General features: G+C 34.3%; 20 protein-coding genes, 3 pseudogenes, 1 riboswitch and 1 other annotated feature. Of the genes and pseudogenes, 4 read left to right on the top strand and 19 right to left on the bottom strand.

Going from position 1 to position 23,402, the window contains the following annotated elements; translation table 11 throughout:
* Window positions 1-85: 85 nt before the first annotated feature.
* The 5 genes from TA89_RS01585 to TA89_RS01565 all read right to left on the bottom strand — a co-directional run bounded on the left by TA89_RS01585 (window position 86) and on the right by TA89_RS01565 (window position 4,985).
* On the bottom strand, window positions 86-1,015 hold the full coding sequence (locus TA89_RS01585; RefSeq protein WP_040210326.1) for a glycoside hydrolase family 25 protein: 930 nt from the start codon (window positions 1,013-1,015) through the stop codon (window positions 86-88).
* A gap of 52 nt (window positions 1,016-1,067) precedes the next feature.
* Entirely contained in the window at window positions 1,068-2,630 is a 1,563-nt protein-coding gene (locus TA89_RS01580; RefSeq protein ID WP_040210324.1) for a sensor histidine kinase, read from the bottom strand.
* The gene (locus TA89_RS01575) at window positions 2,620-3,318 is read right to left on the bottom strand and encodes a response regulator transcription factor (RefSeq protein ID WP_040210323.1); all 699 of its coding nucleotides are present in this window, start codon (window positions 3,316-3,318) and stop codon (window positions 2,620-2,622) included. The genes TA89_RS01580 and TA89_RS01575 overlap by 11 nt, the downstream gene beginning before the upstream one ends.
* Window positions 3,264-3,953: a phosphatase PAP2 family protein gene (locus TA89_RS01570; protein ID WP_040210322.1), complete on the bottom strand. Its 690-nt coding sequence runs from the start codon at window positions 3,951-3,953 to the stop codon at window positions 3,264-3,266. The genes TA89_RS01575 and TA89_RS01570 overlap by 55 nt, the downstream gene beginning before the upstream one ends.
* Window positions 3,954-4,082: 129 nt before the next feature.
* Window positions 4,083-4,985, bottom strand: a complete 903-nt coding sequence (locus TA89_RS01565; RefSeq protein WP_040210321.1) for a D-alanine--D-alanine ligase — start codon at window positions 4,983-4,985, stop codon at window positions 4,083-4,085.
* A gap of 233 nt (window positions 4,986-5,218) precedes the next feature.
* On the opposite strand from TA89_RS01565, the gene TA89_RS01560 reads away from it, so the two are divergent.
* Complete coding sequence (locus TA89_RS01560; protein ID WP_040210320.1) at window positions 5,219-6,091, top strand: DMT family transporter; 873 nt, start codon at window positions 5,219-5,221, stop codon at window positions 6,089-6,091.
* Between the two features lie 35 nt (window positions 6,092-6,126).
* Here the strand turns inward: TA89_RS01560 and nth are convergent.
* The 5 genes and pseudogenes from nth to TA89_RS01535 all read right to left on the bottom strand — a co-directional run bounded on the left by nth (window position 6,127) and on the right by TA89_RS01535 (window position 11,100).
* Window positions 6,127-6,760, bottom strand: a pseudogene (gene nth, locus TA89_RS01555) (endonuclease III).
* A gap of 140 nt (window positions 6,761-6,900) precedes the next feature.
* A pseudogene (gene queG, locus TA89_RS01550) lies at window positions 6,901-7,910 on the bottom strand (tRNA epoxyqueuosine(34) reductase QueG).
* Window positions 7,911-7,935: 25 nt separating this feature from the next.
* Window positions 7,936-8,523 carry a serine O-acetyltransferase EpsC gene (gene epsC / locus TA89_RS01545; protein WP_040210319.1) on the bottom strand — a complete coding sequence of 196 codons (588 nt, stop codon included), beginning with the start codon at window positions 8,521-8,523 and terminating at the stop codon, window positions 7,936-7,938.
* Between the two features lie 11 nt (window positions 8,524-8,534).
* A complete protein-coding gene (gene cysK / locus TA89_RS01540) occupies window positions 8,535-9,443 on the bottom strand; it encodes a cysteine synthase A (protein WP_040210318.1) in 909 nt (302 codons plus the stop codon).
* Between the two features lie 58 nt (window positions 9,444-9,501).
* Window positions 9,502-9,733, bottom strand: a binding site (T-box leader).
* 112 nt (window positions 9,734-9,845) lie between these two features.
* A pseudogene (locus TA89_RS01535) lies at window positions 9,846-11,100 on the bottom strand (magnesium transporter).
* A gap of 259 nt (window positions 11,101-11,359) precedes the next feature.
* Window positions 11,360-11,526: riboswitch (M-box (ykoK) riboswitch) on the bottom strand.
* A gap of 111 nt (window positions 11,527-11,637) precedes the next feature.
* On the opposite strand from TA89_RS01535, the gene TA89_RS01530 reads away from it, so the two are divergent.
* Window positions 11,638-13,503, top strand: a complete 1,866-nt coding sequence (locus TA89_RS01530) for a YgiQ family radical SAM protein (protein ID WP_040210316.1) — start codon at window positions 11,638-11,640, stop codon at window positions 13,501-13,503.
* A 92-nt stretch (window positions 13,504-13,595) separates the two neighbouring features.
* On the opposite strand, the gene TA89_RS01525 is transcribed toward TA89_RS01530, so the two are convergent.
* Window positions 13,596-14,480, bottom strand: coding sequence for a YegS/Rv2252/BmrU family lipid kinase (locus TA89_RS01525; protein ID WP_040210314.1), 885 nt, complete (start codon window positions 14,478-14,480; stop codon window positions 13,596-13,598).
* Window positions 14,481-14,739: 259 nt separating this feature from the next.
* Between TA89_RS01525 and pssA the strand changes: the two genes are divergently transcribed.
* Window positions 14,740-15,255 (top strand): CDP-diacylglycerol--serine O-phosphatidyltransferase, encoded by a 516-nt coding sequence (gene pssA, locus TA89_RS01520; protein WP_040210313.1) that lies wholly within the window; start codon window positions 14,740-14,742, stop codon window positions 15,253-15,255.
* Between the two features lie 25 nt (window positions 15,256-15,280).
* Here the strand turns inward: pssA and TA89_RS01515 are convergent, their stop codons facing one another.
* From TA89_RS01515 to TA89_RS01480, 8 genes are all read right to left on the bottom strand, one after another.
* Window positions 15,281-15,628: a hypothetical protein gene (locus tag TA89_RS01515; RefSeq protein WP_040210311.1), complete on the bottom strand. Its 348-nt coding sequence runs from the start codon at window positions 15,626-15,628 to the stop codon at window positions 15,281-15,283.
* A 76-nt stretch (window positions 15,629-15,704) separates the two neighbouring features.
* Window positions 15,705-15,992, bottom strand: a complete 288-nt coding sequence (locus tag TA89_RS01510; protein WP_040210309.1) for a hypothetical protein — start codon at window positions 15,990-15,992, stop codon at window positions 15,705-15,707.
* Between the two features lie 16 nt (window positions 15,993-16,008).
* Complete coding sequence (gene rbr, locus TA89_RS01505; RefSeq protein WP_040210307.1) at window positions 16,009-16,554, bottom strand: rubrerythrin; 546 nt, start codon at window positions 16,552-16,554, stop codon at window positions 16,009-16,011.
* A 185-nt stretch (window positions 16,555-16,739) separates the two neighbouring features.
* On the bottom strand, window positions 16,740-17,261 hold the full coding sequence (idi, locus tag TA89_RS01500) for an isopentenyl-diphosphate Delta-isomerase (RefSeq protein ID WP_040210305.1): 522 nt from the start codon (window positions 17,259-17,261) through the stop codon (window positions 16,740-16,742).
* A gap of 103 nt (window positions 17,262-17,364) precedes the next feature.
* A complete protein-coding gene (recQ, locus tag TA89_RS01495) occupies window positions 17,365-19,155 on the bottom strand; it encodes a DNA helicase RecQ (RefSeq protein WP_052447263.1) in 1,791 nt (596 codons plus the stop codon).
* 102 nt (window positions 19,156-19,257) lie between these two features.
* Window positions 19,258-20,139 (bottom strand): L-serine ammonia-lyase, iron-sulfur-dependent, subunit alpha, encoded by an 882-nt coding sequence (gene sdaAA / locus TA89_RS01490; protein ID WP_040210302.1) that lies wholly within the window; start codon window positions 20,137-20,139, stop codon window positions 19,258-19,260.
* Window positions 20,139-20,822, bottom strand: coding sequence for an L-serine ammonia-lyase, iron-sulfur-dependent subunit beta (gene sdaAB, locus TA89_RS01485; RefSeq protein WP_040210301.1), 684 nt, complete (start codon window positions 20,820-20,822; stop codon window positions 20,139-20,141). The genes sdaAA and sdaAB overlap by 1 nt, the downstream gene beginning before the upstream one ends.
* A gap of 112 nt (window positions 20,823-20,934) precedes the next feature.
* Window positions 20,935-22,593 (bottom strand): nucleoside kinase, encoded by a 1,659-nt coding sequence (locus TA89_RS01480; RefSeq protein WP_040210300.1) that lies wholly within the window; start codon window positions 22,591-22,593, stop codon window positions 20,935-20,937.
* A 120-nt stretch (window positions 22,594-22,713) separates the two neighbouring features.
* Between TA89_RS01480 and TA89_RS01475 the strand changes: the two genes are divergently transcribed.
* A complete protein-coding gene (locus tag TA89_RS01475; RefSeq protein WP_040210299.1) occupies window positions 22,714-23,391 on the top strand; it encodes a YetF domain-containing protein in 678 nt (225 codons plus the stop codon).
* Window positions 23,392-23,402 lie beyond the last annotated feature (11 nt).

The following is a 23,402-nucleotide window of genomic DNA, read 5'->3' as shown; positions in this document are numbered from 1 at the left end:
TAAATAAATTCTATATTTCCTTCTCCGTTTATAAAAACCTCACTATTAAGGAGATCATTACCCCTTTGACCTCTAGGCAAATTAGCTAAAGTCCTGTTTTAGAAAATTCTCCATCTATATCGAAGGCTTCAACTCCAACGGTTACCGGAGAAGTTGGAGTTATTCCATAACGTCTTTTAGATATAACGTAAGAATTTCTCCCTTTGTTTAAAGTAGTTACATAATTTCCATTTAAAAAGATGTTATACCCTGCTAAGTCTAAATCCGGGTTAGGATTCCAGTTAGCATAAACATTATTTGCATCTTCATAAACCCTTAAGCCGCTTACATCTCTGGGTGCCCTTAGCAGGTCTATACTGTTTGGTCCCCAGTTTAAATCTGTAGGAGGGTCTACTCCATTAACTTTTCCATCCTCACTGAACTGCCATATCCTCCATCTTGTCCATCCACCTTGATCAACTGGATAAGGAGGATTGCCGGGTATAGAAGTATACATAGCAATCCATAGGGGCATGTTGCTTAAAGGATAGCCTCTTCCAGGTATAAAGAAGTTATCATAAATATCGATAAAAAAGGCTCCGGTATAAAGCATTAATCTTCTTCTTGTACGGTTTTCAAATCTCCTCCTAAATCTATCAATCCAATTCACGAGCTGCTCTGTGGTTAACGATTTATCTACAGGTGTTTCTACATCAAGAACAGGAAAAAGGTCTCCATAATCCCCCTGCCCAAATCCCTGCTGAAGTACATCTGCAAAGTCGTCTGCCTGAGCATCCGCTGCAGGTAAACTAGTAGTTGGAAGAGCAAAATGATATGCTCCTACGGGAATTCCAAAATCTCTGCTGGCCTTTGCAAATTCCAAGAACTTTCTATCTACCCTGAATCTTCCGCTTCCAGAACCGGAAGATCTTAAATATAAGAAATCAACAGTTCTGGCTAATTCCTGAAAGTTGGCATTCTGGCTATACTCATTTATGTCTATACCAAATAAACTGCCTGGGTTTCTATTCTGCATTTTCCCTCCAAAAATATGTGCTTACACTATTAGGATATTATTTAAAATAATTTTAGTTCCAAAAATTTGCTTCATCCTCTAACTTTTCTTTTAGAAGAGGCAGCTGAACATAGAAAGTAATTAGATTATCCTCGCAGTTAGCCCATACCTTTCCTCCATGAAGTTCAACGATGTTTTTAGTAATAGCAAGCCCCAGACCGCTTCCTGATATAGTGCTGTTTCTTGCTTCATCCGCTCTGTAAAATCTTTCAAAAATCTTTGTAAGCTCTTCTTTAGATAAATTGTCCCCTCGATTATTTATGCTGAAAACCACAGTTTCAGAGAATTTTTCTAAATAAACCTCTACTGTTCCTGGTTTATGGCTGTATTTTATAGCATTTGTAAATAAATTTTCAAAGACCCTAAGCATCTTGTTGGTATCTACTTTTACCATTATCTTCTCTTGAAGAAAATTCTTTTTTAAGGTGAGCTGATTATCTTCATAATCAGCCCTTAATTCTTCAATTAACTGCTCTAAAAATTCATTTAGGTTTACCCTTTGAAGCTGGAGCTGCGCCTCGGCATTGGTAAGCTTGGTATATTCAAAAAGATCATCTATAAGAATCTTTAACCTTTCAGACTTGCTGAAAGCAATTTCCAAATATTCCTTAAGCTCTTTTTCATCTTTGTACTTTCCATCCTTAACCAGTCCGATATATCCCATTATTGAAGTTAGCGGAGTTCTTAAATCATGGGATACATTGGTTATAAGCTCATTCTTGGTTTTTTCAGCTTTTCTTTCATTTTCTATTTTAGTCTGGATTTCCTGAGCCATAAAATTTATATTCCCGGAAAGTATTCCAAGCTCATCCTCTCCCTTTTTATCAATTCTGTAGCTTAAATTACCTCTGGAGATTTCCTTAAGGCCCCGGGAGATTTCCTGTATATATTTCATCTTATTATTTGTTATTATTATAAAGGATAAAACAAAGCTTATTAAAGCAACTAAAATGGATAAAAAGGATTTTTTCCCTACATAAGTTCTCTCCATTATCTGCGCCGTGGGAATGGAACTGATTATCATATAGGCTTTTGTATCGGTAAAGCTTACAGGGTAAATCCCGTCTACCTTTTTACCTGCATTTCCTGAGCTTAAGGAATTCTTACTATCCATAGAATTTTTAACCATAGTATAGATATCAATTCTCGTTTCTGATGCATTATCGGTTTTAACTATAATATTTCCATCCAAGTCGGTGATAAGTACCTTGTCATCGCTGCGTCTTACAAAGCTGTTCTTTATCATTGATTTTATTTTATCTGTATCCTTTGAACTTACTTTAGATAAGTTTATGTTCCTAACCAAATCATCCGCTCTATAATAAATATTGCTTACGGATTCTTCATAATCCATATATGTTTCCCTTACTATATCCGAGAACATACTGTTGCTAAATCCAAAGGTTATAAAGGCAATCATAAAGCATACTCCAAATACCACTACAAGCTCAAACCTTATGCTTTTTTTCATTCTGCTTAAAAAGAGCTCCCACAGCTTTCTTATTGGAGAAAATATTCTGCTGTTTATAAGTTTGTAATACAAATTTTTAAGCTTTGGTTTTCTGCTATTTTTCAATTTTGTATCCAACTCCCCATACGGTTTTGATATATTTAGGCTTTCTTGGATTTTGTTCTATCTTTTCTCTGATTTTCCTTATATGCACCATGACGGTATTGTCTGATTGTATAAAGCTTTCTCCCCACACGCTTTCATATATATTTTCAATGCTGAATACCTTTCCTCTATTCCTCGCTAAAAGTTCCAATATTTCAAATTCTCTTGGGGTAAGCCTTATAAGCTTTCCCTCTACCTTAATCTCATGGGTTTCAGTATCTATCATCAAATCATCAATTTCAATGGTGTTGGTTTTATTGCTTTGGCCATTATTATTTAATTTAATATACCTTCTAAGCTGTGACTTTACTCTGGCAATTAATTCAAGGGGATTAAAAGGTTTTGTAATGTAATCATCAGCACCGGTAGTAAGCCCCATTATCTTATCCATATCCTCAGATTTTGCTGAAAGCATGATAATAGGTGTGTTTTTTTCTTCTCTTATCTTCATACATGCATGGATTCCATCTAATTTAGGCATCATAATATCCAATATTATAAGCTGAATATCAGTGCTGTTTAATATATTCAAAGCCTCCATTCCATCAGAAGCTTTCACAGTATTATACCCTTCATTTTTCAAGTAAATCTCTATTAAGTCCCTAATTTCCTTTTCATCATCCACAATGAGTATTGTTTCCTTATCCATTTAAGTATTTTCTCTCCTTCCGGCTTGTACATGAGCCTATATACTAAATATGCAGCAGTAATACCCCCTATGGCATCCATAAATACATGCTGCTTTACAAATAGCGTAGATAATATAATCAATATTCCAAGAACATTAAGTGAATTTCTAAACAAAAAGCTATCTTTAAAATTGCTTTTTCTCATTACAAAGCATCCGTAGGCTGTAGTAAACACATGAATGCTTGGAAAACAGTTATAGGGATTATCATTTTCATATATTTTTTTTGTTAATATTGAAAAAAAATCATTTTCTTCTATCAATGGCCTTGGAACGGTAGTTTGAAATATAGAATAAATCAAATAGCACATAAGCATGCCCAGCGAAAAGCCTATAAGCAGCTTAAAATAATCCTCTCTGGATTTTAGATATAAGCTTATTATTACCATAGGTAAAAATACATACCAGGAATAATAAAATATGATAAATTCCTTGGTAAAAGGAATGATTTTATCTATATATATTTCCAGATTATAAACTATGGAATCAGGTTTATTAAAAAAGATATACATTGAAGCTGTTATTAAATATACCATAAGAAGTATTATTTCTTTTTTTTGATTTTTTACTTCGTTTATAACTCTCGTTATCTCCATATAAATCACCTCTTTAATAGTTTATTTTATAAAGCTTAAATTTTTCTTAATAAACCCCTTAATTTTTTATAAATTCTATTTATAATAAAAATTCCCTCTAAAATTGGAGAGGGAATTTTTCAGTATATTTTATGCTCTTACCTTTAAAGACTTTTCTACTATAATTTCCAGCAGTCTGGTAAAACTTATTCCTATTCCAGCTGCACTTTTAGGGAAAAGACTGTTTTTTGTCATTCCTGGCAGGGTATTGATTTCTAATACATAAGGTATGCCATTTCTTATTATAATATCTACTCTGGCATAAACACTGCATTTTAGTGCTTTCCAGCAATCTAAAGCCATCTTCTCCACTTCAATTTTTAATTTTTCTTCCAGCTCTACTATAAATTCATCTGCTCCGCCGTCTGCATATTTAGCAGTATAATCAAAAAACTCTGCATTGGGCTTTATTGCTAAAGTAGGATAAAGCTCGCCATCTACAACAGGGCAGGTAATTTCATCACCTTTTATATATTCTTCAATCATAACCTCTTTATCCCATTTAAGGCCTTCCTCTACTGCTCTTAGAACCTCTTCCTTCTTTTGTACTATAAAAGTAGCTACGCTTGATCCACCGCTGTTTGGCTTTATAACTATAGGATATCCCATTTTATTTATTTTTTCGTAATCAATTTCCTCTGCGGATTTTACGTTGTACCAATCAGCAGTTCTTATACCACTGGCCTTTAATATCTTCTTTGTAAGATCCTTATCCATACACAAAGCACTGCTTAAAGGATCGCATCCGGAATATGGCACACCTAAAGTTTGGAGTACTGCCTGTACTGTTCCATCTTCTCCAAATTGTCCATGAAGGGCTAACAATGCGAAGTCTATTCCATTAATTTTATTTAATATATCTTCTTTTTTATCGATTACTATGGGTACCGCCTCATATTTGCCGTCCTTAAGGTATTTAACCATAGATTCTCCACTCTTAAGGGATATATCTCTCTCAGAAGATATTCCGCCCATTATCACACCTATTTTCATCTAAAGACCTCCATAAGTTATTTCACATTCATTATATTCGCTAGTTTTAATCTTTGTTTATTATACCACCATATAATAAAAACAAAAAGCATTTAAAGATATCTTTCGCCTTTAGAAAATGATTCCTTTTCATTAAATTTGTTAAAGTTGACCTTTTAACTGGGATTACATAGAATAGTATATGGAGTAAAAATACCTAGTATTTTAAAAGTTTTAATAAAGGACGTGAAGTGATGAATAATAAGTCAAAGGGTATACTGTATATAATAATTTCAGCATTTGGCTTTGCTGCTATGGGTATTTTTGTTAAACTTGCAGGGGATGTTCCCTCCATAGAAAAAACCTTCTACAGGAATTTAGTTTCTCTTGTTTTAGCTTTCATTTTAACTGTAATACATAAGGAAAGCTTTTTCGGAAAAAGAGAAAATCAAAAGTATCTCCTTGCTCGTTCCATTCTTGGAGCTATAGGAACTATTGCAAGCTTTTATGCCATAGATAATTTAGTGCTTTCCGATGCCACTATGCTGAACAAGCTTAGTCCATTTTTTGTTATAATTTTTTCTTTCCTTTTCTTAAAGGAAAAAATCAAACCCTCTCAGGCTGTAGCTCTTATTGTAGCATTTTCCGGGAGCTTATTTATAATAAAGCCAGGATTTTCTTCAGATATATTTCCTTCCCTGATAGGGTTGGCCTCTGCTGTCTTCGCAGGTGCGGCCTACACCTTTGTTAGATTTTTAGGAGGAAGAGAAAAATTTTATACCATTGTTTTCTATTTTTCTTTTATATCAATTTTATCAGTGCTTCCATTTTTGATATTTGTGTATGAGCCCTTAACCCTATCCCAATTTCTATATTTAATGGGAGCAGGTATATTTGCTTCTATATCACAATTTTCCCTCACTGCTGCTTATAAGTACTCTCCAGCCAGTGAGATTTCAATCTACGATTATACTCAAATATTATTTGCAGCTATTTTGGGATTCCTATTCCTTAAAGAGGTTCCTGACAGCTTAAGCATAGTAGGATATATACTCATAATAAGCGCTTCCATAGGAATATTTTTATATAACTCCCATAAAGCAAAAAAACTTAAGGATAAATTTTAGAAATAAAAGGTCAGATGCATGGCATCTGACCTTTTTTACTTTATTAGCTCTTTATAATAATCGCAGTATTCTCTAATGACACATCTTCCGCAGTCAGGCTTACGTGCATAACAGCATCTCCTGCCGTGAAATATTATAAGATGATGAGTCAAAGACCATTCCTTTTTAGGGAGCTCTTTCATAAGCTGGATTTCTGTATCTTTAACATTATCAGCCTTGGCAAGACCTATCCTGTTGGATACCCTAAACACATGAGTGTCAACTGCAATAGCAGGTACTCCAAAGGCATTGGACAATACAACATTGGCTGTTTTTCTTCCTGCACCTGCCAGTGAAGTCAGCTCTTCCATAGTACCGGGCACTTCTCCGTTAAAGTTTTCCTTAAGCTGCCTGCACATTGTCAGTATATTTTTAGCCTTGCTTTTATATAGACCAATTTTTTTAATTCTTTCCTCAAGCTCCTCCTGAGTAAGGTTTAAAAAATGATCTAGGGTTGGATAATCTTTATAAAGGCTTTCTGTAACTTCATTAACCTTTTTATCGGTAGTCTGAGCTGAAAGTATGGTGGATACAAGAAGCTGAAAGGGAGTCTCATGGTTGAGCTCGCATTTAGCATCTGGATACTCTTCCTTTTAAAAGCTCTAATACTATTTTAGTCTTCTTTTTCATAATACTTTCCTTTCATTTAATATAAGAAAATAATTAAAAATTACGGATAATATATTTATATTTTTTCGATTTAATTGATAAAAGCTTTAATAATTATCCGCTTACACCTTAATTCTACCCTTTATATTCATATTTTACAATTATTCTTTATTGCTGTTTAAAGCTATTATTCTCTTTTTATATTCCATTAAATACTCTGAATTTGACTTAAAGTCTTCAATAGATTCCTTTTCAAAAAAGGCCCTTCTAATCAAAGCATTTCTCTGAAGAACTGCTTTTCCTCTCCATCCGCAGGAGGTGATTAAATATTTTTCTTTAAAGGTCTTTTTATCAAGATTTAATACTTCTTCAGTATTCTGTTTTTCCATATGTTCGTAGGGCTTAAATTCTTCTAAGGGAGAGAGTCTTACCAGCTGGTTATACCTGCATTTTTTCTGGCAGGAATCACAGCCAAAGAGCCTTCCCTTCATCTGAGGAAGCCATTTATCCTCTAGCTTCTTCTTTTGAGTAATATAAGACATGCAGATGTTAGCATTTTTCTTAACTGCATTTTTAGATTTCGTAGGGCATTCATCAAAACATAAAGTGCATTCTTCCCCACATTCCTCATATTTAAGAAGCATTTCTGGATTTCTCTCAGGAAAGTCAGGCTCCAGTTCAATATCTGTTATAATTTCTCCTAAGAATACATAAGAACCATATTTCTTTGTAATAAGCATATTGTTTTTTCCTATAAAGCCTATTCCGCTTAAATATGCTATATATCTTTCAGGAAGGCATTGCTGTCTGTAAGTGCTACAGATTTTCCTCCCAAGGATTCTATAAATCCGCATATTTTATCTAAATAGGATTTTACCACTCTGTGATAGTCATTTCCTCTGGTATATACAGAAAAAGCGTAATTTTCCCTATTTTCTATCTTATGAAGATAGGGGAAAGCTATAGAAATTATAGTCTTCCCCTCTTCAAGATATATATTAGGGTTTATTCTTTTTTCAATATCTTTTTCTTCAAATTCATTTTCAGTACCCTGAGCTTTTCTTTCTTGAAAAAAATCTCTAAGCTCTTCAAATTTTCTGCATTTTACAAATCCTACTTTATCAAGTTTCAGTTCGCTGCAGAAATTAAGTATCTCTTGTTTTTTATCCATATTACCGCTCCTTTATAAAAGCGTATTAAATTACCATCTCGTTATAAATAGTTTTTGTTATTCCCTTATAATTCTGTATATTTATTATTGTACAAGGGGGCTTAACTATATTTCTTGCCGGAGCACCTACGGCAGTTGCATTCTGAGGAACATCATTAAGCACCACTGCATTAGCTCCTACCTTTGCATTATTTCCAATGGTTATTGGTCCTAATATCATAGCACCCGCTCCAATTATAACATTATCTCCCACAGATGGGTGTCTTTTTCCTTCAAGCTGTTTTCCCGATGCTCCTAAAGTGACACCATGATGCAGGGATACATTATCTCCAACCTCCGCAGTTTCACCAATTACTACTCCCATACCATGATCTATAAACAATCCTTTTCCTAGTTTAGCCCCGGGATGTATTTCAATCCCCGTAAAAAATCTTGCAGTCTGACTTATGAGCCTTGCTGCAAAAAACAATTTACGTTTATACAATTTGTGAGCCAGCCTATAAGCTATCATCACATGTATGGTAGGATACAGCAGAAATACCTCAAGTGCACTTTTTGCCGCAGGATCCTTTTTTAATACATTTTTTATATCATATCTTAAATTCTTAAACATTTTTATCACCTTTACTGAAAAATATCCATAGACATATATTTTTCTCCACCGTCGGGAGCTATAACTAATACCTTTTTACCTTTTCCAAGGCTGCGAGCCCTTTGAAGTGCAGCAAACACAGCGGCTCCGGAGGATATTCCCAGGAGTATTCCTTCCTTGGAAGCAAGCTTTCTGGCGGTATCTACTGCATTTTCATCACTTACCTGAATTATTTCGTCTACTACTTCTTTTTTATAATTTTCAGGTATAAATCCTGCCCCTATTCCCTGGATTTTATGAGGTCCTGCTGCTCCTCCTGAAAGCACCGGCGATCTTTCAGGCTCAACGGCTATGATTTTAACCTCTTTATTGCTTTCTTTAATGTTTTTTCCTATACCGGTTATTGTTCCTCCGGTACCTACCCCTGCAACAAAAGCATCTAAGTCAGGTAAATCCTTAAGTATCTCCTTTGCAGTAGTTGAGTAGTGTTTTTCAGGATTAGCTTCATTTACAAACTGCTGAGGCATAAAATAACCATATTGATCTACAAGCTCCTGTGCCTTGCTTATAGCCCCCTTCATTCCTTTTGTACCATCAGTTAATATGAGCTCAGCACCATAAGCCTTAATCAAATCTCTTCTTTCCTTACTCATGGTTTCAGGCATTATTATAATGACCTTGTATCCCTTAATGCTTCCTATCATAGCAAGAGCAATCCCTGTATTTCCGCTGGTAGGCTCTACTATAACGGAGCCTTTTACTAATATACCAAGCTTCTCAGCTTTTTCTACCATTCCAAGAACAGCTCTATCTTTTACGCTTCCTGCAGGGTTGTATTTTTCAAGCTTCACATATACCTCAGCACTGTTCTCCTCTGTAAGATTGTTTAATTTTAAAATTGGCGTGTTACCTATCATATGAATTACATCATTAAAAATCATGTTCAAACCTCCTTTAATTATCTCTTTAATAAAATAAAAACTCCGTCTCTATATAAATATAAGAGACGAAGTTTAACCTCCGCGTTTCCACTCTAATTAGATACAGCGTATCTCACTCATTTAAGCACATATATGCTCTATCACTGTAACGGGCGATCCCGGGAAACCTTACTTAATTTCAGGCTCCTACTCCAAAGTGCACTTCACTTTAACTTTAAGCAGAAACTTCTCAGCACCGTTTCCTCTCTGTGGCTTTCCATTAAGCTACTTTACTTTTTCACTGTATTTAAATCCGAGTAAAATAATATGATTTATTAATATTATTATATTCAAAGTTTAAAAAATGTCAACCTTAAAAAGAAGTTTTATTAAAAAAACTCTGAATTAGTATTGAAAATTTCTTTATTTAAATCTTCTTTTCCATATAGGAAGTACAATTTCATCAACAACGTCATGAATAATTGCAATTCCAACCAGCTTATCTGAGGAATCTACCACTGGAATTGATACCAAATCGTACTTTATAAACATCTCCACTATTTCCTCCAGCTTATCCTCTGCATTTATTTTTTATTATGCTTTCCATTATATCTTTAAGCTTATCACTGCCGCTATGCATTAATATGCTTTTTAAAGATACCGCTCCCTTAAGCCTTTCCTCTTCGTCGGTGATATATATATAATTAATTACTTCATCATCAGGATCCAGCTCCCTAAGAAGTTCTAAAACCTCGCTAACTGATATGTCTATATTAACGGATATAAAGTCCTTGTTCATAATGCTTCCTACAGTTTCTTCCTGATAGGACATAAGCTCTCTAATCTCATCGGCATCTTCATTTTCAAGACTCATTAAAATCTTTTCCACCGTTTCTTCATCCAGATCTTCTAAAATATCAGCTATTTCATCATTTGGCATATTATCAAAAACTTCTACTGTTTTTAATTCACTTAATTCTTTAATTATGCTTTCCTGATACTTTGGTTCTATTTCCTCCAGGGTTTCAGCAGCAAGATTCTCATCCAGGCTTTCAAAAACTTTATTCCTATGCTGGGAATCCAGGTCTTCTAATATATCTGCCAAGTCAGCAGGATGCATCTTGGAAAGCTTTTGATAAGGTATAGCCAGCTTTAAATTATCATTAACCATTTCCAAAGACTCAACATCATCCCACATAATAACGCTGTCTTTATATTCTTTATGCATAAGCTTTAAAAGTCCCTTAACAGGTTTCTCAATTCCTAACTTTCTAAACTTTGAAAGTATACCGGACTCTACTGCTATAACTTTATATTCTCCTGCAATTTCTGCAATTCTTAAATCATTAACCCTTACAACCTTCTTGCCGTTTACATCTACTATCTTTCTGTCCAGCAGATGTCTTGATAATAAGTAAGAGTATTTTTGAGCTATAATTTCTCTTGCTCCTTTAACATTAATTCTTACTAGATTATTGTCCTGAAGGAGAAATTCTATATTTTTAAATTCATAATCTATAAATATTCCATCCTTTTTCAACTTATATCCAATTATTCTTGGATAGCCTTCCTCCGTAGTGACGAATATATCTCTTATAATCCCTATACTGTCACCAAACTCATCGTATACCTTTCTTCCTAAAATTCCGCTGTACAAAAACACTGTGAGCTTTTTCATGATTCTTCCTCCTTTTACAGCATAGAAAAGAAGAAACATACAGCGGCATTTAAAAACAAATGAAAATATTTTCTATATGGAAGCCTGTACATTAACCTCTTTACTATGTCTAATATTCAATTTTAACTTGGTACTATGAGGGCCAGCCTCCATTTAAACTCCACCACCTTATATCCTTGAGAAGTTAAATATACTATTCTCAAATAAAAACCTAATTCTTAATTTAAATTAAAAAAAGAGCTCGAGGCTCTAAAATTCAACCGTGATTACTTCGTTGAGTTTTAGCACTACACAGCTTTGAATATTAAATTCAGCTGCATTAAGTTATACCTTACTTCGATAAAACCTGTTGACCCATTGGCATCTCTCGATGTTTCCGGGCAGCAGCGTGTATCCGTGTAGGAGCCTCACCTAACAAATTATAATTTTTTATACTTACATTATATGCATGAGCTTTCAAAATTGCAATATTTATTATGAAACATCTAGATATTGTGTTAATATATTATCGTTAAATAATAATTAAGGAGATATGCTATGCAGCTTGCCAAGGAATTTCTGCCTGTAAGTAAAGAAGATTTAAAGATTAGGAATATTAAAATTCTGGATTTTATTATAGTGACAGGAGATGCTTATGTAGATCATCCTTCTTTTGGAGCTGCCATTATTGGCCGTATACTGGAATCTCAAGGTTTCACTGTAGGCATAATATCTCAGCCCTCCTGGAAAGATACCATAGATTTTAAAAAACTCGGACAACCCAGGTATGGTTTTTTAGTCAACTCAGGAAATATCGATTCTATGGTTAATCACTATACTGTCTCCAAAAAAAAGAGGAGAGACGATCTTTATTCTCCCGGAGGAAAAGGTGGCTTCAGGCCGGATAGAGCTCTTATAGTTTACTGCAACAGGATTAAAGAAGCTTATAGGGATACTCCTATAATAATCGGAGGTATTGAAGCCAGCCTCCGTCGATTTGCTCATTATGACTACTGGGATAACAAGGTAAGAAGAAGCATACTTTTAGATACCAGAGCTGATTTATTAGTCTACGGTATGGGTGAAAAAACTATAATCCAAATTGCTGAACTTCTTAGATATGGAAAAAAAATCGAAAATACAACCGGGGTTAGAGGAACAGCTTATTCCTCTAACAATTTCAATTTGAGCTCCTCAGAAATTCTTCTTCCATCCTGTGAAGAGGTAACAGAAAACAAAAAGGCTTATGGTACAGCTTACAAGCATCAATATTTAGAACAAGATCCTATAAGAGGAAGAACTCTTATACAGAAACATGGCAACAGATATGTAGTTCAAAATCCTCCTCAGAATCCACTAACTCAGGAGGAAATGAACTATACCTATAACCTACCTTTTAAAAGAGCCTATCATCCTATGTATGAAAAAATGGGAGGCATCCCTGCTATAAGTGAAGTTAAATTTTCCATAACAAGTCATAGGGGCTGCTTTGGCTCCTGTTCCTTTTGTGCCTTAACCTACCATCAAGGAAGGATAATACAAAATAGAAGCGAAGAATCAATCCTTGAAGAAGCTGAGCTATTAACCAATTTACCGGACTTTAAAGGTTATATTCACGATGTAGGCGGACCTACAGCTAATTTTAGAAATAAATCCTGCAGCTTTCAGGCGGAGAATGGTGCATGCAGAGATAAGCAGTGCATGTTCCCTCACCCTTGTAAAAATTTAAAAATAAATCATAAGGATTACTTAGCAATTTTAAGGAGGATAAAAAACCTTCCTAAGGTGAAAAAGGTATTTATTCGTTCTGGAATCAGATATGACTACCTGATACATGATAGTAATACCGAATTTTTCAAGGAAATGGTTAAAGATCATATAAGCGGTCAGCTCAAGGTAGCACCTGAGCACATATCTGATAAGGTACTTTCTCAAATGGGTAAACCCAGCAGAAAGGTCTACGATAAATTTACTGCTAAATATTATGAAATTAATAAATCCCTAGGGAAAAATCAGTTTTTAGTACCTTATTTAATGTCCTCCCATCCGGGGAGTGATTTAAATGCAGCTATTGAGCTTGCACTATATATAAAAGAAATGAATTATACTCCTGAACAGGTTCAGGATTTCTATCCTACTCCGGGAAGCATTTCTACAACTATGTACTACACTGGCTTTAACCCTTTAACGGAGGAAAAGGTATATGTACCTAAAGACCCTGAGGAAAAGCAAATGCAGAGAGCATTGCTGCAGTTTAAAAAACCTGAAAACCACAGCATTGTAAAAAAAGCATTATTAAAAGCGGGACGTGAGGATTTAATTGGTCATGGAGCTAAATATTTAATAGATTGGATTCCAGAAAAATTTTCAAAAAACAAGAATAAGCTAAGTAAAAAGAAAAATTTTAAAGATAAAGTTAAATAATATACAAAATAATAAAATAGATAACCAGATTACAAAGCTGGTTATCTATTTTATTAATACTTCCGAATATCTATAATAAAAAATTATTTCTATTATTTTTCTGCTATTCCTAACACTTTAATTCCATTATGAATACATTTAATTGATAGAGGAAAATCCGGACCCTTTTCTCCGTCAATATCCGTCACAATATTTTCAGTACTATGGACTAAAAGTTCATTTGTCTTAAAATGTACTACTCCCGGATCGTCTAAATGCTCACCTTTTATCACCCTTATAAAAAGAGGAAGAAGTTCTTTTATAGGAACCGCTTTAAATATGATAACATCTAAAAGTCCATCTGTAATATGAGATTTAGGAGCAAGCTTAAAGTTTCCTGCTGTCATCCCGTTAAATATCAATAACAAATACATATACCCATCATAATTCATTTCTTTAGATGTAATATTAACTTTTAACTTTCTAAAGTTAGGCAGCTGTTCCAGTCCTTTTAGATAATAAGCCAATTTACCAATGGTATTTTTAAGATTATCATCAGTTTTTTGAGAAACATCGGTAAATAGTCCTGTACTGGCTACATTTACAAAGTATTTATTATTTATTTTTCCGATGTCAACGGGTAATGGCACCGACTTTATTATTTTTTGACAGGAATCGCTAATATCCTGCGTCATTCCTATCAACTTTGCAAAATCATTTGCAGTACCAACAGGAATCACTCCAATAGGCAGATCAATATTCTTTTCTATCATTATGTTAACTACTGAATCGATAGTACCATCTCCACCTGCTATGAGTATGTAGCTGAACGAAGAATCTATGTCATTAAAGGCATCATGAATATCACTATCACTATCTATTCTAAAAGGGATAATGGTATAGCCTTCCTTCTGATGAATCTTTATAACTTTATCTATTTCATTTATTATTAAATTTTCACCAGAAAAAGGGTTGTATATAAATTTAACCTTTTTCATTTTAAACCTCCTACCCTAATAGCTAAAAAGATTATATCACTTATAAATATCTTTATCAATGAGAATGGTCTGACATAAAACTACTTTAAAAGCTATAATATTATTATGCTGATGCATATTGGATGCAATGACTTTTAACAATTTCTTAATAAATTTTGCATAATGTGTTTAAAACTTTATCAAATTGAGGTATAATATTGTGGACATAATATATTTTATATTAATTATTCATAATTAATTTTTGGGAGTGATTATTTTCATGAGGAAAAGTACAATTCCAAATATGTTTACTTTTGCTAATTTATCATGCGGGATTTTATCAATATTAAGCATATTTAACGATAAATATCATTTAGCTGCAATTTTCATAATTATAGCTGCTTTGGTGGATAGATACGATGGAAGGGTTGCAAGATTTCTTAATGTATCCAGTGATTTAGGTAAGGAATTGGATTCTTTAGCAGATTTGGTTTCCTTCGGCGTTGCACCTTCTCTTCTAATATACAGTCTATACGAGTTTCAGACTTTAGGCCCTAAAGGTTATGCTGGGTATTTAATACTACTGATATTTCCTATTTGCGGTGCTTACAGATTGGCAAGGTATAACTCCTCAGATTTTGACGGTGTTTTTACCGGTATACCTATAACCGCAGCAGGCAGCTTTATGGCACTATTTGCCCTTATTACCTTAAATAGGGGAGTTACCAGAGCACTTCCTGTAATATTCTTGATAGTATTGTCTTATCTGATGATAAGCACTTTTAAATTTAAATAGGTTTAATAGAAAAGAAGCCTTTTAATCAAGGCTTCTTTTCTATTTCATTAAAAAAACTCAGTTCTTCATCAACTTCTGTTTTAATGATATTAAGGTTATTTTTGCAATTTATATAGTCTGATTTAATCTTGCAATATTTAAAATAAGCACAGTTGCAGTAATCTATCACCTCAAGAAGCTCATCTATGATTTCTCCCAGTTCATCTGCTCTTCTTATGGCATCTCTAACATCCTTCTTCTTTGCCAGGGCAATACTATTTAAATCTGAGGCTCCTCCTATAAGAAGCCTGTAGGAATTGGTGAATTTAAAAAGCAGCTCAGCCAGATTGTTTATATCTGAAGAATGCCTTTCAATAATTTTTCTATAACCCATACAATCACCTAACTATAAGTTAATAATACTATTTATATTAACTCAAGCCAGAATTCATGCTAAAGAAATCGTCCTCCTATTTGCTGCTTTTATGGTTATAATATTCCTCATCTATCTCTTCAAATATATCCTCTGAAGTAAAGACTGCATTTCTTTTACTGCAGCAGTTTTTCTTATGTTTTTTCAAAGGTCTATCCTTTAAAGCTTCATTAACATATTCCTTGTCAATGTCCTTCCAGTAATTTTTATCCTCCTTGCATTCATATATTTCCTCTTTGCTGGGAAGAAAATAATCCTCAGTAAACTTAAAGCTGTCTTTATACACTATAGGAACTATATATTCCTCCGGCAGGGAAATAATCATATTAATCCCTCCCAAATTAAAACTCTTCACATAAAGGTTTGAAAAAAGCTCTAGGGAATTTGCATAAAGGACAAGCAGCTGGTGCTTCTGTTCCTTCATAAATATAACCACAGTTTAAACACTGCCATTTAATAGGTACTGGGGAAGTAAATACAGTTTTACAGTTTACCTTATCATATAATGCTTTAAATCTTTTTTCATGGAACTCTTCAACTTCTGCAATTTCTTTATAAAAGTCAGCTATTTCTTTAAAACCTTCTCTTCTTGCAACCTCCTCAAATTCTTTATAAATTTTCGAATATTCCTCTGTTTCACCTTTAATAGCATCCTTTAAATTTTCCGAGGTATTTCCCACGAGTCCTAAAAATCTTCTGTAAACTTCTCTGGCATGAGCATATTCGTTTCCTGCAGTTTCATCAAAGATGTCTCCTATCCACTCATATCCTTCCATCCGAGCTTTTTCAGAATATAGGTTGTATCTATTTCTTGCTCTTGATTCTCCTGCAAAGGTTTTAAATAAGTTTTTTTCTGTCTGAGTTCCCTTTAAAGACTTTTTGTCCATTAAAATCCTCCAAATAATTATCTCTTTTTATAATATTCAAAGTAAAATAGGTTGTTACACCGTTAATTATAACTTTATGAATATTAACTGCTCCTTCAGTATAAGCAATATTCAGCTATAGTATAAAAACAGCCGGTAATATAAAATATTACCGGCTGTTTTTTTACTGATAAAATCTAAAATCTTTATTTTTCCATAATTGAAGCTACCTTTGGAAAACATATCTTAAACCAATAAGTATATTTATCAGGATTCTTTTCTATATCCTGCTTCAGCTCCTCTAAATCCACCCATTTGTAATCTTCTACTTCCTGAGGGTTAGGGATTATATCTCCTTCGTAATGTCCTATATATACGTGGTCAAATTCATTTTCACTAAGCTCTTCATGAAATTTAAAATTATAACTAAAGGTAAAAGCTTCTTTTAATTCAGTGTCAAAGCCCATTTCTTCCTTAAGTCTTCTGTGTATAGCATCTGAAAGCTCTTCATTTTGTCTTTGATGGGAGCAGCAGGTATTAGTCCAAAGACCTGGTGAATGATATTTATTCTTTTCTCTTTTTTGAAGCAGCAGCTGATTTTTAGAATTAAAAATAAATATGGAAAAAGCTCTGTGAAAGAGACCTTTCTTATGAACTTCATGCTTTTCCCCATATCCCATTTCTTTATCATTTTCATCTACAAGGAGTATCATTTCTTTTTCTTTCATGGTTTTCACCACCTTTAACTTTTATTCATATACTCGTATAATAATCCATTTTAACATTAAATAAAAATATTAAAAGGGTTTTAGTTAATAATTATTTTCCGCCCTATCCTCTGTTTTCATTGGAAGCCTTGTAAAGCTTTATTGCATTTACAAATATACTGCTGTATTTAGTGCTTTTTTTCTCTCCTATACCTTTTATTTTACTGAATTCCTCTTTGGTTTCAGGAACAAATCTTGCAATATCCATAAGTACCCTGTCTGAAAAAATTATATACGGAGGTACATTTTCAGAATGTGCAATATCCCTTCTAACTCTTCTTAATATTTGGAACAATAAAGGATCACTTACCTCTTCTATATCCTCAGCTATGACCTTAGAAAGAATTTTTTCTTTTCCTTTAAGTATGCTGTAAGATTTAGAATTAAGCTTAACCATAGAATAAGTTCCTTCTTTTTTATCAAGGTAACCATTATTAATCAATGTATGTATTAAATCCTTTATAAATTTTGAGCTGTACTCCTTCATGATTCCAAAGGTAGATAAATGATAAAGCTTAAATTCCTTTATTTTAGGTCCTCTATATCCCTTTAATATATCCGCAAGTACGCTTATTCCATACCTCTCCTCTGTTCTGTATATACAGGACAAAATCATCTGAGCCTCCAGGGTTATATCCTTTAATTCCTTATTATTTAGACAGTTGCTGCAGGAACTGCAGTAATCCTTTATGCTTTTTTCCCCAAAGTAATTTAATATATATTGAGTATAGCAGCCTGTATTAAGGGCATAGGCCTCCATGTTATGAAGCTTTGAAAGCTCTATTTCCATCCTTTCTGAAGAGGTGCTGCCTTTAATTAAAAACTCCTGCAAAGAAGCATCCTTAGGATGATATAATAGGTAGCAGCTGCAGGGGTCACCATCCCTTCCACCCCTTCCTATCTCCTGATAATAGCTTTCAATATTTTTAGGAAGGCTGTGATGGATTATAAACCGTATATTGGATTTGTCTATTCCCATTCCAAATGCATTAGTGGCTATCATCACATTAAAATTATCATAAATAAATTCTTCCTGGAATCTGTTTTTATCACTATCCTCCATCCCTCCATGATATTTACCCACACTGTAATTCATAGCACGAAGATAGTTATAAAGCTCATCTACTTCCTTTCTGGTAGCTGCATAAATTATTCCACAGCTCTCAGTATTCTTATTTAAATAATCCACAATAAAGCGTATTTTCTGTTCCTTATCTTCTGTTTTAACGACATTTAAAAGGAGATTCTCCCTGGTTAAGCTCAACGGATAGAAATATGGATCCTTAAGCTCCAATAGGTCTATGGTGTCCCGTTTTACAAGATCTGTAGCTGTAGCTGTAAAGGCTGTAACCACAGGCCTTTCCTTTAAGGTTTTTATAAAAGGAGCTATGTTTCTGTAGCTGGGTCTAAAATCGTGTCCCCATTGTGTAACGCAGTGTGCTTCATCTACAGCTACCTGAGATATATTCATGCCTCTTAAGGCTCTGCAGAAAATTTCAGATTCCAGCCTTTCAGGAGCAATATATATCATCTTATAAATTCCTATATCCGCATCATCCAGTATGTCTCTAATCTCTTCAATGCTTTGAGTACTGTTAATATAAACTGCTGATACCCCCATAGATTTCAGTGAATCCACCTGATCCTTCATCAAAGATATTAAAGGAGATATCACCAGAGTAATACCGTAAAATAACTGGGCGGGAATTTGATAGCATAGAGATTTCCCTCCACCGGTAGGCATAATTACGAAGGTGTCCTTTTTTCTTAAAATATTCTCAATTATTTTATATTGACCTTCCTTGAAGGTTTGGTAACCATAATATTTTTTCAATACCTTAAACGCTTTTTCCATCATAGTTAAAGACTCCTGCACTATATTAAAATAAAAAGGATACAATGAGTAATAAATACAGCATCGCTTAATTTATTATATCATTATACCCAATTTATGCTTCTATTTGTTCTTATCAAATATTTTTTTGCTTAATATTATTCCTCTGTTAGTAGCGGCACATCCTCCCAATGCAGTTTCTCTAAGTTCAGCAGGCATAGCCTTTCCAATCTTATACATAGCGGAAACCACATCATCAAAAGGAATTTTACTCATAACTCCTGCCATTACTAAATCCGCTGTGGTCAAAGCACTTACTGCTCCTGCTACATTCCTTTTAGCACAGGGCACTTCTACCAGACCCGCAACAGGATCACATACTAAGCCTAATATATTTTTAATAACTATGGCTCCGGCATTTAATGCCATTTCAGGGGTTCCTCCCATCATTTCCACTACCGCAGCAGCGGCCATAGCTGCAGCAGATCCACATTCTGCCTGACATCCTCCCTCAGCACCGGCAAGGGTAGCATTCTTTGCAATAATCATTCCCACTGCGGAAGAAGCTAAAAGAGCATTAACCATTTCATCCTCATCTTTATTTAATTTTTCAGCAGCAGTGAGTATTACTGCAGGCAGTATACCGCAGGAACCGGCAGTAGGAGCAGCCACTATCTTCCCCATGGAAGCATTTACTTCAGAGCTGGATAAAGCCCTTGCCATAGCCTTAACCATAACATCCCCTGTTAAATTAACTCCCGATTCCAAATATTTATTAACCCTGTAGGCATCTCCTCCGATAAGTCCGCTTACAGAGTGAACTTCTCTTCTCATCCCTTCTTCAGCTGAATATTTCATAACTGCAAGAGTATTTTTCATTTTATTATAAATTTCTTCTTTAGAGGCCCCTGAGCTTTCCATCTCTACTTTAAGAGCATACTCAGCCAGGGTTATGTTATTTTCAGCACATATCTTAATTAACTCTTCACCATTAGATGCAAACATTAAGCTTCACCATCCTTTACAGGGCTTATATAAGTTACTCTGGCTATTTCAGATATGGAATTGATTTTACTTAATACCTCCTCTGGTATGCTATGGTCTGTTTCAAAAACCATAGTTGCAATTGTCCCTCTATGATTTCTGAACACCTTCATAAAGGCTATATTAATATTCTCTTCATAAAGAAGTGTCGTAACTTTAGATACCTGACCTGGAACATCTCTATGGCTGATAATCAGTGTAGGGTAGGCTCCGGTAAATTGAACTTTATCTCCGTCTACTTCTGTGATTTGAATATTTCCTCCTCCTATAGAAGAGCCCATTACTGTAACCTCTCCACCGCCTTGGCATTTAATTATAAACTTTACTGTATTAGGATGAACATCCCCTAAATCTTCTTCAATAAAATTTACTTCTATACCCTTTTCCTTGGCAATGGTTAGAGCATCTCTAAGCCTTTCATCACTGGGTTCCATTCCAAGTATTCCAGCAACCAGTGCTCTGTCCGTTCCATGACCTTTATATGTTTTACCAAAGGAGCCATGCAGCAGAAAATCAACCTTTGTAATCTTACCTCCGGCAATTGTTCCTGCTATTTTTCCAAGCCGTGCTGCTCCTGCAGTATGAGAACTTGAAGGACCTATCATTATAGGACCAAGCACCTCAAATACTCCATATTTTTTCATTGGTATTCTCCCTTTCCATAATAGTTAAAATGTATTTATTCTGTAGTTTTCAAATTTCCTATAAACATTTTATATTAAATTAGTGAATAATCCTAGAGAAAGTTTTTCATTTTTAATATTTATAAAACCAGCTTCCTCCTATGAATTCTCTAAGTATGGAGTTGTCAGGAACAAGCTCCTTTTCAATTTCCTTAAAGAAGCCCAAAAAGCTTTTTAATCTTAATGCTTCATAATAAACAGGGCTATCCGGTTTGATTTTTTCAAGCTCCGAAACAGCATAATTCTTAAGGACACAAAGCTCGTAAACCAAAGTAGAGTTAAACATTACATCCGCTTTCTCCTGATAAACGAATATATTCCTTTCCTCACCCCTTTTTATAGAAGGCCATAAGGTAAGGGTAACCTCTGCGCTGTAGCCTCTTGAAAGAGTATCTCTCACAATCCTTCGTATTTTTCTTACATCAGTAGTTGCAATCCTATTGTGATTATCTACATTTAACTGGGTAAGGGCGCTTATATATATTTTAAATTTATTATTGTCTAATACAGAGGAGGTAAGTCTTTCATTAAGCCCATGAATACCTTCTATTACCAGGACTCCATTCTGAGGAAGCTTTAAAAGATTTCCATTCCATTCCCTCATTCCTGTGAGGAAATTGTAGGTAGGTATTTCAACCTCTTCTCCATCCATAAGAAGGTTTAGATGCTTGTTAAACAGCTCCAGATCAAGGGCATCTATGGATTCAAAATCCGGCTTGCCTTCTTCATCTAAAGGAGTGGAATCTCTGTTTATAAAATAATCATCCAAAGATATGGCCTTAGGGATAAGTCCGTTAACCCTAAGCTGTATGGACAGTCTGTTTGCAAAGGTGGTTTTTCCTGAGGAGGAAGGGCCTGCAATGAGTATTACCTTGACTTCCTTTCTTTCCGCTATCATATCCGCTATATAGGCAATCTTTTTTTCATGAAGAGCTTCTGATACCCTTATTATGTCTATTATCTCACCGCTTACAATTTTTTCATTTAAAGAGCCTACATCACCCACCCCAAGTATATTCAGCCACTCTTCAGTTTCTTTAAATATCCTTGAGAGCTTTCTGTATTCAACAAACTCAGGAATTTCAACAGGGCTTTCCAAAGGAGGATACCTTAATATAAACCCCGGCTCATAATATATTAAATCAAAATATTTAACAGCTCCTGTGGAATAAGCCATAGGCCCATAGAAATAATCATATCTTCCCTGAAGATCATAAAGCTTCACTGTATCGGAAGCTACAAAACCCAAAAGCTTTACCTTATCCATCATTCCATAATCCTTGAATATTTCTATGGCTTTTTCTCTTTCAATGCTTATTTTATTTATAACCGTATCTGAATCTATGATTTCCTGCATTCTGCTTTTAATTCTTGTAATATCTTCTTCATCAAGAGCTTTATCCATATGTATCTCACCATAAAGACCCTTGCTTATTGAATGCTCTATGGTAATTTTGCTGTTTGGGAAAATGTCCTGCACTGCTTTTATAAGTATAAACTGGAGGGTTCTGGAGTAAGCATTATTACCCATGGGATTGTTTAAAGATACAGCTTCAAATATTCCCCCTTCTTCTAAATGAGAGGAAAGTTCATAATATTTTCCGTTTACCATTCCAAGCACTGCAGGCAGCTCTGTATCTTCATAATTTTCTTTTACAATATCATAAAGCAGTTTATCTTTATCTGCTGAAATTTCTCTTCCATTGCTTAAAGTAAGCTTCAACTCAGCCATTATATCACTCCATTTCAATAAACATTATACTCTTCAGTATTATTATTATACTTTAAAAATCAATAATAATGTCATAAAAGAATGAATTTTACAAAATCTATACTAAAGGAGGTGATTTATTTGTTTGTAGTAATAATAAGAACTATTATCCTTTATACCCTTGTAGTAGTAGTTATGAGGCTTATGGGAAAAAGGCAGCTTGGAGAGCTTCAGCCGTATGAGCTGGTTATAACCATTATGATATCAGAGCTTGCCTCTCTTCCTATGCAGGATACCAGGCTGCCGCTGCTTTTAGGGATAATTCCCATAGTAACAATGCTTATAATGCAGATTTTAGTATCGGAAATACAGTTAAGGAGCGAAAAAGTAAGATCCATCATAGATGGTAAACCTTCGATACTTTTAAGAAACGGCATACTAGATACCAAAGCACTGAGGGAACAAAGGATAAATATTGATGATTTAATGGAGGAGCTTCGCACTAACGGATACTTTAATTTTGAAGATATAGCTTATTTAATACTGGAAAACAACGGACAGATTTCAGTAATTCCAAAAGCAAATCTATCTCCTGTTACAAAAAGCGATTTAAATATCTCAGTTCCTCAAGATGTTCTCCCCACTGTTCTTGTTATAAACGGAAAGGTAAATAAGGAAAATCTCAAAACAATCAATAAAGATATGAAGTGGCTGCTTCAGAATATAAGGAGCCGAAATATAGAGAATCTGGAAGAAGTATATATAGCTTTAATGGATTCACATAATAAATTCTACTGCCAAAAAAAAGACATGGTATAAAGAGGTAATGC

It is taken from the genome of Clostridium polynesiense (assembly GCF_000820705.1).
Classification (GTDB): Bacteria; Bacillota; Clostridia; order Clostridiales; family Clostridiaceae; genus Clostridium_AA; species Clostridium_AA polynesiense.
This window is presented reverse-complemented; position numbering and strand designations above follow the sequence as displayed.

What these genes read in the sequence shown, in the direction of transcription:
- TA89_RS01560 (WP_040210320.1), top strand. Translation starts at nt 5,219, where the DNA reads ATGAATAATAAGTCAAAGGGTATACTGTATATAATAATTTCAGCATTT.
- rbr (WP_040210307.1), bottom strand. Translation starts at nt 16,554, where the DNA reads ATGGACAAAAAGTCTTTAAAGGGAACTCAGACAGAAAAAAACTTATTT.
- TA89_RS01575 (WP_040210323.1), bottom strand. Translation starts at nt 3,318, where the DNA reads ATGGATAAGGAAACAATACTCATTGTGGATGATGAAAAGGAAATTAGG.
- recQ (WP_052447263.1), bottom strand. Translation starts at nt 19,155, where the DNA reads ATGGAAAAAGCGTTTAAGGTATTGAAAAAATATTATGGTTACCAAACC.
- TA89_RS01530 (WP_040210316.1), top strand. Translation starts at nt 11,638, where the DNA reads ATGCAGCTTGCCAAGGAATTTCTGCCTGTAAGTAAAGAAGATTTAAAG.
- sdaAB (WP_040210301.1), bottom strand. Translation starts at nt 20,822, where the DNA reads ATGAAAAAATATGGAGTATTTGAGGTGCTTGGTCCTATAATGATAGGT.
- TA89_RS01585 (WP_040210326.1), bottom strand. Translation starts at nt 1,015, where the DNA reads ATGCAGAATAGAAACCCAGGCAGTTTATTTGGTATAGACATAAATGAG.
- TA89_RS01510 (WP_040210309.1), bottom strand. Translation starts at nt 15,992, where the DNA reads ATGATTATTTCCCTGCCGGAGGAATATATAGTTCCTATAGTGTATAAA.
- TA89_RS01525 (WP_040210314.1), bottom strand. Translation starts at nt 14,480, where the DNA reads ATGAAAAAGGTTAAATTTATATACAACCCTTTTTCTGGTGAAAATTTA.
- idi (WP_040210305.1), bottom strand. Translation starts at nt 17,261, where the DNA reads ATGAAAGAAAAAGAAATGATACTCCTTGTAGATGAAAATGATAAAGAA.
- TA89_RS01480 (WP_040210300.1), bottom strand. Translation starts at nt 22,593, where the DNA reads ATGGCTGAGTTGAAGCTTACTTTAAGCAATGGAAGAGAAATTTCAGCA.
- cysK (WP_040210318.1), bottom strand. Translation starts at nt 9,443, where the DNA reads ATGATTTTTAATGATGTAATTCATATGATAGGTAACACGCCAATTTTA.
- pssA (WP_040210313.1), top strand. Translation starts at nt 14,740, where the DNA reads ATGAGGAAAAGTACAATTCCAAATATGTTTACTTTTGCTAATTTATCA.
- TA89_RS01570 (WP_040210322.1), bottom strand. Translation starts at nt 3,953, where the DNA reads ATGGAGATAACGAGAGTTATAAACGAAGTAAAAAATCAAAAAAAAGAA.
- TA89_RS01515 (WP_040210311.1), bottom strand. Translation starts at nt 15,628, where the DNA reads ATGGGTTATAGAAAAATTATTGAAAGGCATTCTTCAGATATAAACAAT.
- sdaAA (WP_040210302.1), bottom strand. Translation starts at nt 20,139, where the DNA reads ATGTTTGCATCTAATGGTGAAGAGTTAATTAAGATATGTGCTGAAAAT.
- epsC (WP_040210319.1), bottom strand. Translation starts at nt 8,523, where the DNA reads ATGTTTAAGAATTTAAGATATGATATAAAAAATGTATTAAAAAAGGAT.
- TA89_RS01565 (WP_040210321.1), bottom strand. Translation starts at nt 4,985, where the DNA reads ATGAAAATAGGTGTGATAATGGGCGGAATATCTTCTGAGAGAGATATA.